This window comes from Paenibacillus sp. FW101-FHT12H11 (assembly GCF_058790355.1).
This window is the reverse complement of record NZ_JBYTCO010000006.1, coordinates 48,534-63,665: the sequence shown is the minus strand read 5'-3', so window position 1 is coordinate 63,665 and position 15,132 is coordinate 48,534. Positions and strand designations below refer to the sequence as shown.

At 49.3% G+C, this 15,132-nt stretch carries 10 protein-coding genes; 1 reads left to right on the top strand and 9 read right to left on the bottom strand.

The window, feature by feature from the left end; all coding sequences use genetic code 11:
* Window positions 1-15: 15 nt before the first annotated feature.
* The 8 genes from AC3WTJ_RS20075 to AC3WTJ_RS20040 form a co-directional block, all read right to left on the bottom strand.
* Window positions 16-1,083 (bottom strand): NAD(P)-dependent alcohol dehydrogenase, encoded by a 1,068-nt coding sequence (locus AC3WTJ_RS20075; protein WP_492523351.1) that lies wholly within the window; start codon window positions 1,081-1,083, stop codon window positions 16-18.
* A 21-nt stretch (window positions 1,084-1,104) separates the two neighbouring features.
* On the bottom strand, window positions 1,105-2,724 hold the full coding sequence (locus AC3WTJ_RS20070; protein WP_492523350.1) for a response regulator: 1,620 nt from the start codon (window positions 2,722-2,724) through the stop codon (window positions 1,105-1,107).
* Window positions 2,725-2,907: 183 nt separating this feature from the next.
* Window positions 2,908-4,665: a cache domain-containing sensor histidine kinase gene (locus tag AC3WTJ_RS20065; protein WP_492523349.1), complete on the bottom strand. Its 1,758-nt coding sequence runs from the start codon at window positions 4,663-4,665 to the stop codon at window positions 2,908-2,910.
* 106 nt (window positions 4,666-4,771) lie between these two features.
* Complete coding sequence (locus tag AC3WTJ_RS20060) at window positions 4,772-5,614, bottom strand: carbohydrate ABC transporter permease (protein WP_407871195.1); 843 nt, start codon at window positions 5,612-5,614, stop codon at window positions 4,772-4,774.
* Window positions 5,611-6,573, bottom strand: coding sequence for a carbohydrate ABC transporter permease (locus tag AC3WTJ_RS20055; RefSeq protein WP_492523348.1), 963 nt, complete (start codon window positions 6,571-6,573; stop codon window positions 5,611-5,613). The genes AC3WTJ_RS20060 and AC3WTJ_RS20055 overlap by 4 nt, the downstream gene beginning before the upstream one ends.
* A 558-nt stretch (window positions 6,574-7,131) precedes the next feature.
* The gene (locus AC3WTJ_RS20050) at window positions 7,132-9,198 is read right to left on the bottom strand and encodes an alpha-glucuronidase family glycosyl hydrolase (RefSeq protein ID WP_492523347.1); all 2,067 of its coding nucleotides are present in this window, start codon (window positions 9,196-9,198) and stop codon (window positions 7,132-7,134) included.
* Between the two features lie 47 nt (window positions 9,199-9,245).
* Window positions 9,246-10,037, bottom strand: coding sequence for a Nif3-like dinuclear metal center hexameric protein (locus AC3WTJ_RS20045; RefSeq protein WP_492523346.1), 792 nt, complete (start codon window positions 10,035-10,037; stop codon window positions 9,246-9,248).
* An 82-nt stretch (window positions 10,038-10,119) separates the two neighbouring features.
* Window positions 10,120-11,436 carry an ABC transporter substrate-binding protein gene (locus AC3WTJ_RS20040; RefSeq protein ID WP_492523345.1) on the bottom strand — a complete coding sequence of 439 codons (1,317 nt, stop codon included), beginning with the start codon at window positions 11,434-11,436 and terminating at the stop codon, window positions 10,120-10,122.
* Window positions 11,437-11,701: 265 nt separating this feature from the next.
* On the opposite strand from AC3WTJ_RS20040, the gene AC3WTJ_RS20035 reads away from it, so the two are divergent.
* A complete protein-coding gene (locus tag AC3WTJ_RS20035) occupies window positions 11,702-11,938 on the top strand; it encodes an AbrB/MazE/SpoVT family DNA-binding domain-containing protein (protein ID WP_127457910.1) in 237 nt (78 codons plus the stop codon).
* Between the two features lie 61 nt (window positions 11,939-11,999).
* Here the strand turns inward: AC3WTJ_RS20035 and AC3WTJ_RS20030 are convergent, their stop codons facing one another.
* On the bottom strand, window positions 12,000-15,131 hold the full coding sequence (locus AC3WTJ_RS20030; RefSeq protein WP_492523344.1) for a beta-galactosidase: 3,132 nt from the start codon (window positions 15,129-15,131) through the stop codon (window positions 12,000-12,002).
* Window position 15,132 lies beyond the last annotated feature (1 nt).

Sequence of the window (15,132 nt, the reverse complement as noted above, 5' to 3'; positions counted from 1 at the left end):
CTCCCCATTCTGCGTTTACAGGATTTCGTTCGGATATACCATGACTTTCAAACTGCCGCTTTTATTATGAATCGCCCGTTCCAACGCGTCTTGCGTCTGTTCAAGCGGATAGCGGTCTGTAATGAGCGCTTGTGTGTCTATGCCGCCGCCGGCAAGAAATTTAATGCCTGTCGGGTACGTATTGGCATACCGGAAAACACCATAAATATCAATCTCATTGTCAGCGATGAACGGGACATTGAGAGGGATTTCATCCTGGGCAGGCAAGCCCACGATGACAAGCTTGCCGCCGCGGCGCAAGGAGTAAAGCGCTGATTGCAAAGCTCTCGGATTGCCGGCCGTTTCCCAAGCGGCATCAGCGCCAAGCCCATCCGTCAGCTCCTTGATGCGCTGAACCGCATCCTCTTCTTTGACGTTGATGACGTCCGTTGCGCCCAACCGTTTGGCAGCCTCCAAGCGGACCTGTTCCAAGTCCGTGACGATAATCCGGCTGGCACCGAATGATTTTGCTGCCGCAACGGCCATTAAGCCGACCGGGCCCATGCCCATGATGGCAACCGTCGAACCCGGCTGCAAGTTGCAGCGCTTAGCCGCGTGAATGCCGACGGAGAAGGGCTCGTTGAGCGCCGCAGCCTCGAAGGTTAAATGTTCCGGAATCGCAAATACCATGTCCGCGCGGATTTTCATATATTGAACGAAAGCACCGTCCACTGGCGGCGTAGCCAGGAACTGCACATCCGGGCACAAATTATAACGACCTTCTTTACACGCCTGGCAGTGTCCGCAAGTGACGCCTGGCTCGATGGCAACACGGTCGCCAAGATTCACGTTAGTCACCGAAGCGCCTGCAGCGACAATGATGCCCGCGCATTCGTGCCCGAGAATAATCGGCTTCTCGACCACGTAGCGGCCAATTCGGCCATTTTCAAAATAATGAACGTCCGAACCGCATACCCCGACAGCCATCACCTTGACCAATACTTCATTCGCGTCAACTTGCGGGACTGGGCGCTCCTCCATCACAATCGTTCCCGGCTTCGTCATGACAGCCGCTTTCATTTTTGCAGGTAGTTGTCCATTCATTTCTTCTTTCTCCCTCTGGCATCATTTAATGAGTTCTGTCGGGTTCATGCCGGTAAATTTTTTGAAAAGCGTGCTGAAATAGGGCACGTTTTTGTAGCCCACGCGCTCCGCCACTTCATAAACGAGCATGTTTCTTTCCAGCAACAGTTCTCTGGCTTTTTCAATACGCACGCGTGTTAAGTAAGTATTGAACGTTTCTCCGGTCATGTTTTTGAAAATAATCGACAGATGATTTCGCGAGATATACACCTTATCCGACAAGTCGGCAAGCGTCATGTCATCCGCGTAATGCTCATGAATATATTGTGTCATAAAATCGACGGCTTGTCTGTGTTTGCTGTTCCCTTTCCATTGTCTGCTGTTGAAAATAACCGATATTTTGGCCGTAAGCCATTCCCTTAATTGCCCGGGCAATGTCAATCCAACCATTTCTTTCACAATCTGATCATTCGGGAAAATATCATCGAGCACCATGCCGACCTCATAGAGGCAATAGGCAAAAATACCCCATAGCTCCCCCGCCAACATTTGCACATAGTCCGGTGTTATCCCTTTTTGTTCCTTTAACTGATCGATATACTGCGCCACAAGCTGCTGTGCTTGCGATTCCTGTGAAGCCTTCATCGCACCGGCTAATTCAAAATAAAACTTGGCCGGCCGCATCACCAGCGTCCCCTGATCTTTTCTCATTTCTTCGCTATACACGAACAAATCATAAGCCGAATCAACACGGCGATCCCGCAAATCGATCGCTCGAAACGCTTCCTCCGTTGAATCCGGCATTTCCGTCCAAGCTTCTTTGGTGCCCCCGATGCCCACACGAATGACCAGCTTCAAATAACTTTTGATGCAATCGATGAGCCTGATCCCCAGCTTGCCGAGCTTCTGATCCAGCTCTTGCTGCGAGCTGTCCGCTTGAGGATGAAGGATAAGCACAGCCCGCGATCCATGAAGCTCTACATATTCAATGGCCGGGAAAGTTTCGCGCGCCACCTCGCAGACGATATTGCTAATCGCAAAACGGAACAAGCTCCAATCCGGCAGCGACAGGTCCGATGTTCGAACATCTCGAATCAGGTCAATGCCTATGACCACATGTTTGCTCTCACACCAGAAGCGGTACGGCTTCGGCAGCCGATCCTCAATCCGATAGGAGCTGTCCAGGGTTCCGGCAACCGCCGATTTCACCCATTCTTTTTCTATAAAAGGCTCGTACAGCATTAATTTCTGTTGAAGCTCGTCCTGCTTGATCCGCTTCTCTTCTTCTTCCATTAGCTCTCCAATAGCTTTGCCAAGAATCGTTTTTAACGTAGGAACGCTGATCGGTTTAGATAAATAATCACTCACATTGCACCGAAGCGCCTGCCTCGCATGCTCAAAATCCGAGTATCCGCTCAAAATAATAAATTTCCCGCCGAAGCCTTCTTTTCTTAGCTGCTCAATCATATCAAGGCCATTCATGACCGGCATATAGATATCCGTAATGACAATATCCGGGGCAGCCGTTCGAATGAGCTCCAGTCCGTCCTGCCCGTTGAGCGCTTCGCCAACCCAATCTGCGTCAAGCTCGTCCCAAGGTATGGCTCGTTTCATTCCTTGAAGAACTTGGCGTTCATCGTCAATGATCGCGATTTTCCACACAACGCTCGCCTCCTTAACTTCAACCTTTGTTTGATGATAACTGCTATGTCATATAACATCGGCCCGGAACAAACTTTTGTTCCAGGCTTCATTATTCCTATTTGATCACTTACCTTTATACTATCAATACAAGCCCATCTTTGAAATGAGAGGATTGAACGATTTATTTTAAAATACAACGAACTACTCCGCTTTCTCTATCTGATCCTTCACGGGCGGCTGAACCAGACGGGGCAGCACAATGACGACACGCGTTCCTCCTTCTGGCCGTTCCTGCAGCGTAATGCCATACTCGCCACCGAAATATCCCGCAATTCGCTCTCTAACATTGCGAATACCATAACCGCCTGTATGGCGTTTATGTTTCTTTTCCACCACTTGCTGAAGCCCAACGCCATCGTCATCAATCACAATTGAAATAGTATTCAGTGAATCCAGCAGTCGAATTTGAATGTGACCCTGACGGCGTGAGTTAAAGCCATGAACAATCGCATTTTCCACAAATGGCTGCAGTGTCAGCTTCGGGATGAACAGGTTGCGGAGGTCCGGGGACGCCTCGATGCCATACTCGAGCCCTGTTCGCCACCTCAGCTGTTGAATTTCCAAATAACACTCGATGTGCATAAGTTCCTCGCCGATCGTAATAAAGCTGTCCCCGTTCGAGAGGCCGATCCGAAACATACGTCCCATGAGCTCCAAAATACGGCTAATCTCATCCTGCCCCGCCTCAATCGCCATCCAATTCAGCTGATCCAGCGTATTGTAGAGGAAATGCGGGTTAATATTCGCCTGCAGCGCCTCAATTTCCGCCTTGCGCTGTTGTTCGTACCTGCGCTGCAAAGAGAGATATAACTCCTCGATTCGCTCATTTTGTTTGCGGTAACCAGCGAACAAGTAGCCGAACTCATTTTGATAATCGACTGGAAGCTCCACATTATTACCGCCTACGGAATAGACGCCCATTGCGCTCACAAGTTTCTTAATGGGCTTCGTGAATTGGCGGCTCAAGAAGTGCGTCAAAATCAGCGTCAGCAGAACAGCCGCAATACCAATGATGCCGATGACTTCGGCCAGCCTGATACTGCCTGCGGTAATTTGCTGCCAAGGCGTGATTTCAACCAGCGTCCAGGTAGAATCGAGTAACTTTGAGTAAACCAAGAGGGAGTCGCCCGCTTCGCTGCTGCCTTTGGTGCGCACATAACCCGACTGCTTCTGTTTCACACCGCTTTCCATCCATTTGGACAATTCGTTATGATCCGGGATCTGACCAATCTTGAGAAACTGCTCTCCCCGCGAGTCAATCATGATCCGGTTCGCTTCCGAAGAATGACCCGCCAGCAAACTTCTAATCTGATCCGCTTTCACGTGGATGACCAGCACACCTAAGTATTTGTCGTCATACATAATTTTTCTGGCAAAGCTCAGGACCGGCACATCGCCTTGAAAACTGGGAATCAAATGCTCAATCGACCATGTAAAATCATTGCCCGTCAACAGCCCTGACCAGGACTGCTTATCCAAATCCGCCATGTCCCGGAACTGAATGTAGCTCTTGGCATCGCCCTCTAGCGGTCGGTTCATATACAAATCAATGCCTTGGATGAGTGGAATGGAATACGTCAAGTTCGCAAGCGCTTTCTCAACGCCAATGGATCTCCGATAACGATCGAACTCATCTTGCTTATTAGCCAGGAAGGTAATGAGCTCGTTGTCGCGCGATGTAGATAAAGAGATTTGTTCAATGGTAACAAGCCTTGTCGTGATTTCGTTATTCAGCTCATCGAGCAGCTTCTGTTGGTATTGAAATGTCGTTTGGGCAAGCTCTTTGGACGATATGCTATAACTGGCCCATACGCTGCAAGCCAATACAACGATAATAAATCCGGCAAAACTGCGGAAAAACAGGTGATCGATTCTAAACTTTTTGAATGGATTCGTCATGCGGTATTCGCTCCCATTAAGTATCCGATTAGGCGAAAGAAACGGTAAAACAACGAAACTGCTTCGCCGCTTTACCGTTCTATGGATTCCTTAGTTGTTTTTCATCTTATCCTTTAATGCCCGACGTTGCAATCCCTTCGACAAAGTACTTCTGCAGGAACATGAATACAAGTGTCGCAGGCACAATCGAAACAAGCGACATCGCCAGCAGCTGGCCCCACTCTTGGCCGGACTGGGAATCATTGATCATCCGAAGAGCCAGACCGACCGTGTACTTATCGACCGAGTTAATATAGAGCAGATGCCCTAGGAAATCGTCCCAGTTCCAAAGGAAGCAGAAAATCATGACCGTAACAATTGCCGGTTTCGTAAGCGGCATAACAATTCTCCAGTAAATACCGAACCAGGAGCAGCCGTCTATTTTCGCCGATTCATCCAGTTCTTTCGGAATACCGCGTACGAATTGGATGAGCAGGAAGACGAAGAATGTTCCACCAGCGCCACTGGCGAGCAAATGAGGCACAATAAACGGCAGGTATGTGTTCACCCATCCCAACTGATGGAACATCGCATACTGCGGAATAATGAGCACTTGTCCCGGAAGCATCAACGTGACCATAAGCAGCGAGAACCAGAAGGTTTTGAGCGGGAAATTCAGTCTGCCGAAACCGAATGCGACAAGCGTGCTGGAAATCAAAGTTACGGCAAGAACGGCAATTTCTAGTCCGAACGTGTTGAGATAAAAGTCAGTGAACGAATGTCCCGGAACCGAATTCCAGCCTTTCACAAAATTGCTCCATTGCGGCGAGGCCGGAAATAAGTTCGGCGAACTTAATTCGCTATTGGATTTAAGCGAAGCGCCGATCCACCAAAGGACCGGATAAGCCATCAATAAGCTGAAGGCAATCATGAATAAGTGACGGACAGCTTGATTCCATTTGATCGTCATTTGCTCTTTTTACCTCCTGCATCGGTTTCGTAGAATACCCAGTATTTGGAGGTGCCCGCAATAATAGCCGCCACGATAACAATCATAATGAGCATGATCCAGGCCAATGCAGAGGAGTACCCCAATTGGTAACGGCTGAAGGCCCTCTCGTATAAGTACATGGCATAGACGTAAGTCGAGTTCATCGGACCGCCGTTTGTGATGACGTAAGCCGAGGTGAACATTTGAAACGCGTTAATAACGCCCATAATCAAGTTGAAATATAAAGTTGGTGAAAGCATCGGCAATGTAATTTTGAAAAACTGTACAAATCGGTTCGCTCCGTCCACGCCGGAAGCTTCATACAGATCACTTGGGATTTGTTTCAGTCCCGCTAAGAAAATAACCATCGAGGATCCGAATTGCCATACGGTTAATAAAATAAGCGTCCACAAGGCCGTGCTCGGATTAGTAATCCAGCCAATGCCTTGAATGCCGAACTTCGCAAGGATTTCATTGAAAATACCATCGACGCCGAAAATGTTCCGCCATAGCAAGGATACTGCGATGCTGCCCCCAATCAGGGATGGGAAATAGATCGCCGTACGGTAAGCCGAAATTCCTCTCATGGCTTTGTTCAGCAGTACAGCGACTAGTAGAGCCGCTACCAGCTTCAAAGGTACGGAGGCCAGCACGTAGAAGAACGTGATTTTGACGGATTGCAGAAACTTCGCGTCTGCCGTGAAGATTCTCTCATAGTTATGAAATCCGACCCAACTAATAGGTTCCATCAGCGTGTAGTCAGTGAAGGAGTAGTACAACGATAAAAACATGGGATACGCGGTAAGCCCGAAAAATCCGAGCAGCCATGGCAAAATAAATAAATATCCCGCAATTGGCGCGTCCCAGCGACTTAGGAAAGAACGGCGTTTCTTCGTGCTCGCAGCGGCTTTCACGGCAACGGCTGTGGAACGATTCATGTAAGTTCACCTCTGCAGTTAGTCTGTTTACTTGTATACCTCAAGTATAAAGGCTTATCTTCAGGTACTAAATGAGAGGAATCATCGAATTCTTTTAAAATATCCCGAAAAGAGGGGGGGACGGCGTATCTCCCTGTAAATAACGCCGATAACTCCTGCTAATTCCCACCTCTGGTCCACTTGTCGCCCCAGTAACCACGTTCTGAGTTAAGTTGGTCAACGATACATCCTTGAGGAACTACAGGGCGCTATTCTAGTCAATTCAAACCTTTTCCGCGTTCAAGCGGAACTACAGGGCTTTATTTGAGCGCCTAATCCGGATTTCTTTAAGAAAACGGATAAATAACGGCCCACAGTTCCGCTCCGTGCGAAAAAAGGCCTATTTCGATGAAGTAGTGCCCTGTAGTTCCCCTACCTCTACCAAAGAGCCACCGCTCAAGAGATTGAAGTAAAGTTCATGGAGTGGAGTGCTCAGCACAAATATAGGGTAAGCTTCGCTTGCTCCAGAACCCGGCGCATAAAAAAAGAAGCAGCGAAACAAGCTGCTCCTTGCTATTCTCAATAAATCTTTCTTCCCAAAGCATCCGCAATGCCGCTTTTCCGGAAGAAATACGTGTTGATCATATCGCGCCATTCTTGTGCATGGGCGGCCTGCTCCGCGAGACGATCCGCTACATGCTTATGCACCAGCTCGCCCACGCTTCCTTCCAGGCTAGCCCACTTAGCTACCAGCTGCTCAGCCCGCTCCACGCCTTCGAAATGCGTGTTATATATATGCTGAATCACGGTTTCGCCAGAATGCAGCACATGCGTATACGGCACGTGATGGAAAAACAGCAGCAGCTCGTCCGGGCAGTTTTCAACCGACTCATAGATGTCGTAGTTCATGCCTTTGTACTGCGCAGCATAGCCGGTCCCTGTCGCCTTCGTCCGATCGACGCCAATGCTATGACAATCCGCAAAGTGGTACGTCCCCCACTTCGAATACTCGTAGCCGTCTACGTTCGGGCCGTAATGATGGTCTGGATTCACCATCCAACCCACGCCAAGCGGCGACGTATACCCTTCATAGATGCTCCATGAGTCCATGAGCATCCCCATAACAACGCTCACCAGCTTCTCGTCCGCGCCAAGCGCCATGCGAATCCACTCCTCCGCGATCTCTTCCGCGGACAGCTCTGGATTCCATGCCAGACGGCCGTAACCATACAGGTTCGCTTGCGCCAACAAATGGCCTGTCCAATTAGTGTCGTTCCCGATATTCGAGACGGCGGCAAAACCGCTAAATCGATTGCCATACAGAGAACCATCGACAATACGTTTAATACTGGAGCCGTCCCCTTTCGCGTAAGTCTCGAAATCAAGGACTTCTTTCCATTGTGGCACGAGGTAGCACAAATGGCGCTGCTGCCCGGTATATTCCTGCGTAATCTGGAATTCGATCATTTGATTCGTCGTTTCCATGGCGCCAATCAGCGGAGAAACAGGCTCCCGCACTTGGAAATCCATCGGGCCATTTTTCACCTGCAGAATGACATTATCCATGAATCTTCCATCCAGCGGTTTAAAATGATCATACGCCGCCCGCGCCCGATCCGTCGCCCGGTCACGCCAATCCTGCTTGCAGTTATAGACGAAGCAGCGCCAAATCACGATGCCGCCGTAAGGCTTAAGCGCCTCCGCCAGCATATTCGAGCCGTCCGCATGATCGCGGTCATACGTAAACGGCCCTGGGCGGTTCTCCGAGTCCGCCTTCACCAGGAAGCCGCCGAAATCCGGAATCGCGGCGTACACTTCAGCTGCTTTAACACGCCACCATTCGCGTACAGCAGGATCAAGAGGATCCGCCGTCGACAGGCCGCCAATTTCAAGCGGGCTGGCATAGTTGACGCTCAAGAACAGCTTGATGCCGTACGAACGGAATACACCAGCTACCCTAGCAACATCCGGCAGGTACTCTCCAGTCAAGAACTTCGTTTCCCAGTGATGAACGTTCACATTGTTGATGGAAATCGCATTAAGCCCCGAAGAAGCCAGCAATCTTGCATAATCGCGAACGCGCGTCAAATCCGTTGTGATGCGGTTATTTTCAAAGAATATCGACTTTCCTGCGTAGCCCCGTTCAATACTACCATCAATATTATCCCATTGATTTATCATGCGCAGCATGTTCGCTGGATTTTCAATAACATCTAAGTTGTTCACGAATTGATGAGTGCTAATAAGTCGAAGCAAATGAAAGACGCCATACAAAACACCGGACGCCGACGAACCACCGATAACAAGGCTGCCGCTCGCTTGATCCGTTTTGATCGCAAACCCTTCAGGTTTAACAGCTGATCGAGTCCCTACGTCAAAAACGCGATCTACCAGCGCATTACCGCCGCCAAATGTGCCCAGCGCAATCACAACTCTGTCTTCGCCATTTTCAGAGACAGCAAGCTCCTTGCCTAGCATCTTGCCGATGCCGCGGGAGAGTTCTTGGACAGCCGTTTGAATTGTTTCTTCCTTTTCCGTACAAACAATTCCGCTGTATCCGGCATATTGTTCAACCTGATTCAGCGCAATTGGGTGGTATTCAAGCCACCCCTGATAGCCGGTTTGTTGTGTTGTTGTATCGCTCATGAGAAAATCGTCCTCTCCCTGTCAAGATTATTCTAATATTTTAGTAATTACATCACTTGAAAAACCTGCTTTTCCGAAATGAAATGTACGGGCAGACTCGGATATAACGCCGCCATCATCTCCGCCAAATATTTCATGCCCGGCTCTTCGCTTTCCGCATGTCCGAGTGCAATGAAAGCCTTCTTCCTGCCTTGGTGCACAGCGTCACGCACATATTCCGGTGTTTCCCATTCGGGGCCTTCCCCGGCGATAATCACATCCACCTCTTCCTGAAAGAGAGGAATCGCCATGCCGCCCCCGCCTCTATATCCCGCAAGCAGGCCGATGCGCGTGCAAATCATTGCCCCGTCGCCGGCAACTCGGACGAAAGAGATACCCAGCTTATTTTTCACATATAGAGCAAGCTCTCTCACCGTTATTGGCGGAACCGTCAGCATCGAAGCCGCAGGTCTATTTTCCGTTACAAACGGCGCCCATTCTAAGCTCTGAATTAAGCCCGTTATGATGCCATCCGGCCGATATCGATGCCAATAATCGTGGAACCGGAAAATCGCAATCCCGGAATCCTCGATCAGCTTGCGCTTCGCTTGATAAACCGGATCATTCACAAGATGTCCAATCTGGTCATGATGATGATAAAAGGTGCCTTCATGCGTTATGAGCAAATTCACACCTTTTTCAATGGATTTTTGAATGACATCGTGGGTTGCCATGAACGTCGTAGCAATACCCTTTACTTCCATCGAGGGGTCACCCGACTTCAGCGTATCCACCGTGACATCTAACCGTCCAACCGGCTCGATTAGCTGATTCAGGACATCTTGCACACGAATCGCCATAACCATCAGTCCCTTTCTTTCCCGAGTTTATACAGTAAAAAAACAAGAGCCGGAACAGGCATGTCCCGGACTCGTTTTCGCCTTATTTTTCGTAGGCTTGTGCAGCCACTTTCAGTTGTTCAAAAGCTTGCTCCGGCGTTGATTTCCCGAAGCTCAGTTGATCGCGAACAAGCGGCCAATCCTTATCGATATAGTTCGTCCACCCCTTCACGCCTGGATTCCAGGTTTGACCGTCTTTCTCGGTTGCGTGCAGAAGTGCAGATCCGATTTTATCAACATCGCTCATACTGGACTCCAAGGATGCGGCAATGTCTTTATTGACTGGCAAACCGCGTACGGTTGTCAAAATTTTGGCAGCTTCCGGATCATTGACGAACCAATCCACGAATTTTTTCGCCTCTTCCGCTTTCTTCGATGTTGCGGAAACACCCAAGTACAAGGATGGTTTCAACCAACCGCCTGCTTGGACCGTACGAGGCATGGTAACAAGGGCATAAGCGCCTTTTTTCAAGCTATCCCAAGAGCCATAGTTGCTGGAAAAGCCCATGCGGAACAAGATTTTACCGTTAACCATCAAATCCATTTTCGGATCAAACTCTTTATCCGAGGAGTTCACATCCGCAGGAGGTACGATGCCATTCTTACGCATCTCGTCAAAATTACGTGTCCATTCTAAGAAAGTAGCCTGGTCCACATTGAATTTCCCTGTATCCGATACGACCATGCCCTTGCCTTTCGCATATTGGAAGGCGGAGTAAGCGAAATAGTCGCCGGCGTAATCCTTCGTGAAGTATTGACCTTCCGGAAGCTTCGTTTTTGCTTCTTTTGCAAGCGCGAAGAAATCATCCCATGACCAGCCGTTTTCCGGAGCTTTCAAACCAAGTTTATCCATAGCAGCTTTATCGTAGATCATCCCGTAGGCCACTGAACCTAAAGGCATCGCATACTGTTTGCCCCCAGCTTGTCCACCGGACAATACTTTCGTATCGATTTTGCTCACATCAACACCTGTCAGCGGAGCCAATTGATTGCGTCCCGCCCAATCCGAAATCCAACCTGGATCAAGCTGCATAATATCCGGCGCATTATTAGCAGCTGCTTGCGTAGACAGCTTGTCCAAATAGCCGTCAATGCCGGAATACTCAGGCTCAAAAGTAACGTTCGGATGCTTTTCCGTGTACAATTTCAATGCAGCGAGTGTTGCTTCATGGCGAACCGTAGCCCCCCACCACATAATGCGTAATTTCACCGGCTCATTCGAAGCCGCTGCGGTAGTTGCTGTCGCTGTGCCTTGTGAATCTGCCTTGCTATTTGTATTGCCGCCGTTAGCACAGGCTACTAGAGACCCGGCCAACGCGGTCGCTAACACAACGCCTAGAGAACGCTTCCATTTAATCATCGTTTATAATCCCCCTACTTCGTCAGTGATGTTTTGCTTATATTTATAGTACCAATAGTGGATTAGGCTTTATATAAGAGAGATGCACGAATTATTTTAAATTTGCCCGATATTGATCACCATTATAGGCATCCTCCAATACTTATGCAAAGTTTAACATAATACCTTCGAGTAAATAAAAGGAATTCAAGTTCAAATGTGGAATAAGAGTAGTTATCCATGTAATGAAACGATTAAACTCAAATTGTCCAGGAGGCTGTTTAACATGAGATCAACGGGGATTGTAAGGAAAGTTGACGAATTAGGGCGTATCGTTTTGCCGATTGAGCTTCGGAGAACGCTGCACATTGATATTGGTGACGCAATTGAAGTCTATGTCGATCCGGAACGTATCACCTTGAAAAAGTATATGCCCGCTTGTGTATTCTGCGGTAATTTCGAGGATATGACCTATTTCAAAGGGAAAATGGTTTGTAGCTCCTGCGTTGAGGAAATCAATTAAAAAAAGCCTCTGTCCGCTAGGTTGACTGTCGTCAGCTGCTGCGGCGCAGAGGCTTTTTTATTTATTTCACGTTGACGACCACTTGATTCGGACGGTAAACAGCTAACAATGCGCCTTCCCGATCTGTCGCGAACATGACGGTACGCTCCGACTCAAGCTCAAAGGCATAGCTTCGGCCGGTACCCGGATCTTTCACTTCGATCGCTGTATCTACGCTGTATTCCGACACGAAAATATACAATGAACCTTCGGCGAAGTTCAGCTTGCGTCCGTAAACGCCGGGCAGTTGCCCGCCTTTCACCCACGTCATTTCCTCTGATACGCCAGCTTCCGCCAAAGCATAGTTGTACAACGCTTCTATACTTTCACCGCGTTCATTTAATTCAACCGGCAGCGGACACCAGATGAGCTGCCCTTTGCCAAGCGCATAACGGCGGGTGGTTCCATGTCCAGAGCTCCATCCGCTGTTCTCATCATCGTCTTCAGAGAGCGTGACCTCTTTGTTCACTTGTGAAATCCGGGCACCGCCGAATGAGACGGGATACTGGCTGCCGTTCAAGACCATCATTTCTTCCCGCAAAATGTTGCTCAGCACCGTCTCGCCCACCACGTCCGTCAGACGCGATACCGGTGTCCAGTATTCATTCAGCCCAAGCGGCCCTGTGAATAAAAGCGTTCCGCCATGCGTGCGCACATGCTGGGTCAATTTTTCCAACGCTTCATCGCTGAAATTGTGAGCACTAGGTACAATAATCAGCTTGGGAGGATTGTGCTCCAAAGCGTCCAACTGGTACTCGCCCATCCCGCGGAAAGGTACATTCATCGAATACGCCAGCGTGCGAGTCAGCTTGGAAGTGGCTTCGCCAGCTAATCTTCTCGTTGAAAAATCATTGGAGTAAGGGAAAATAGCCACGACTTCCTCCAACTGACGATCTACAAACAAATCTCGAATACCGCCCATAAAAGCGCCGAAATCATACGAAACATCCGCTTCCGGTTTCTCTGTGCCATCTGCTCGCAGCGCACCAATGTGCGATTCATTAATATTGTTCATATAGAAGTTAATATTCCAAATCCACTGCACAGCGCCCGCCCCGCCCGTCGAAAAGGCATAGGCATACTTGCGCTCCAGAATGTTCCGCAGCTCATGTTCCGAACGTTTTGCGCGTCCATCAGCTGTTTCTATATACATGATGCCGGTTTCCTGAATCAGGCTCGGCTTATCCGGCGCTTTGGAGAAAATACCGTCCCACACTAACTGATCCATTAACCACCAGGTATGAACCGTCGTATAATCCACTACTTCCGCATAGAAAAATGGTGATGGACGCAGTGCGCCAAGTCCCTCATCCTGACCAACCGTTGCCAAATGAGCAGGATTGATGCTGCGGATAGTCGCAATTAATTCACTAGCCCAGCGATTATGCATATCCATCGTAAAATACGTATAATCCAGCCATGGTCCGCCTTTTTTCTCCAGCATTTCGGTCGTCTTCATATTCATTTCCGAAACATCGGGAAGTTTTGCGCTCTGAAAATCAGGCAGTTCCATTGGCGTCATATTCCAACGCTCCTGCAGCTTGCGAATATCGCCGTGACGATTTTCCAGCCATGCGGTGAACGCTCCTTTCTCGAATTTGTCCTGCGCGGATTGCGGCCCGGAAAATGGCTTATTCGGGTTAAACATGGACGGCTCATTGATCAGATCCCAATGGACATTCGTTGTTTCTTTATGGCGCGACACGATTGCCGAAATAAATCGCTTCTGAGCTTCCACGCTGCGCGGATCCAGATACGGATTGACACCTTCCCACAGCTCCGGTGTAAAGGCGAAGAAATTAAACGTGACTTCAATGTTGTGCTTTTTACAAGTCAAAATAAAGGCGTCAATGGCACGCAGCACTTCTTCATAAGGATGGCCATCGACGAACATCACTTGGCGCCATGCGGACCAAATCCCTGTGCGCAGCAGGTTAATTCCTGCTTTGACCATTTGTGAGATATCCTTGTCCCAAACCGATACGTTAGGCAGAAAAAGAAATTTCCGCGCCACATCACTCGTCATATAGGTCATGCCAACGATCGGCAGCGGACGTCCATCTTTGATGAAATAGTCGCGATCGCAGGAAAGCGGTGTTCCTTCGCGCAGCAACTCCGTATCATATCCCCAAAAACCCTGCTGGTAGATACGCGTTTCGCCTGTATTTGCAACGGCTGTACATACCGCCGAATAATAACCCGGCTCTAGATCGACCGGCACATTCATTTTTTTATAAGTCAGCTCGCGGGATGCCTCCATTTGAACAGAAGTTGACCATAACGGTTCCGAAACGCCGTCTTTTTTCACCTGAACATCGAATGTCCACGACGTATTAGCGGAGACAGCTGCTTCGCGATTGGCAAGCGTTTGCAGTTGGATGGTCAATGCCGCTCGGTCACCGGGATCATAACAGGCGTAATTCGGCTTGAACCAAATTTCGGTTACCCCCCGCGCCGTAAAGGCAGCCAAATCCCTCAGCACTTCCGCTCCCCCTTGTGTCCAGAAGGCATCATTCGTCACCAAGTTGGCGAAAATCCAGCGTCCGCCTGCAAAATCACCCTTCGTGTTCTCCAGCAGCACGATTGGCGCCGCAACTTCGCGGTCTTCCGAAGAAATTCCTTTCAGCAGCGGCAAAAGGTGGGCGTCCATCGGCCCGCTTGAGCCGATCTGACCCGGATGATCATCCGCGCGAGTTACGTGAAGCGCGAGACCAACTGTTGGCTGCACTTGAAACAGCGCCTCTTTGCCGGCTAGCAAAGGCAGATCCGCATGAGCCGCATAACGGGCGATGGGTGCAGGATCGACAGGAAGCACCTCGTGAATCTGCAAAAGCTGGTGGTAGCCGGTTTGCTCTGCTTCCGCCGTCCATCCCTCGTTGCTTGGATAAACCGGTACTCGAAATGGCGCGCTCCCGAGATGAAGCAGGCCTTTCCCTCTGCGAACATGCGACATCACCGCTTCCCAAGCTGCTTTTGGAAAATACCGCCCATGAAGATGAAGGAAATTGTCAGCCGTCCCTTGCAGCAAAGCTTCCGGTAGCTCCTCAGCGCCAACAATACGGCCCAATTGTGCCAATGTTTCCAGACTGCGGCTGTCCGGCCGAGTGCCTTCATAAGGAAACGCTGCATCATAAAAAATTACACAGTTACCCATT

Coding starts and splice junctions, on each gene's coding strand:
- AC3WTJ_RS20050 (WP_492523347.1), bottom strand. CDS start 9,198: ATGAGCGATACAACAACACAACAAACCGGCTATCAGGGGTGGCTTGAA.
- AC3WTJ_RS20045 (WP_492523346.1), bottom strand. CDS start 10,037: ATGGCGATTCGTGTGCAAGATGTCCTGAATCAGCTAATCGAGCCGGTT.
- AC3WTJ_RS20040 (WP_492523345.1), bottom strand. CDS start 11,436: ATGATTAAATGGAAGCGTTCTCTAGGCGTTGTGTTAGCGACCGCGTTG.
- AC3WTJ_RS20065 (WP_492523349.1), bottom strand. CDS start 4,665: ATGACGAATCCATTCAAAAAGTTTAGAATCGATCACCTGTTTTTCCGC.
- AC3WTJ_RS20075 (WP_492523351.1), bottom strand. CDS start 1,083: ATGAATGGACAACTACCTGCAAAAATGAAAGCGGCTGTCATGACGAAG.
- AC3WTJ_RS20060 (WP_407871195.1), bottom strand. CDS start 5,614: ATGACGATCAAATGGAATCAAGCTGTCCGTCACTTATTCATGATTGCC.
- AC3WTJ_RS20055 (WP_492523348.1), bottom strand. CDS start 6,573: ATGAATCGTTCCACAGCCGTTGCCGTGAAAGCCGCTGCGAGCACGAAG.
- AC3WTJ_RS20030 (WP_492523344.1), bottom strand. CDS start 15,131: ATGGGTAACTGTGTAATTTTTTATGATGCAGCGTTTCCTTATGAAGGC.
- AC3WTJ_RS20035 (WP_127457910.1), top strand. CDS start 11,702: ATGAGATCAACGGGGATTGTAAGGAAAGTTGACGAATTAGGGCGTATC.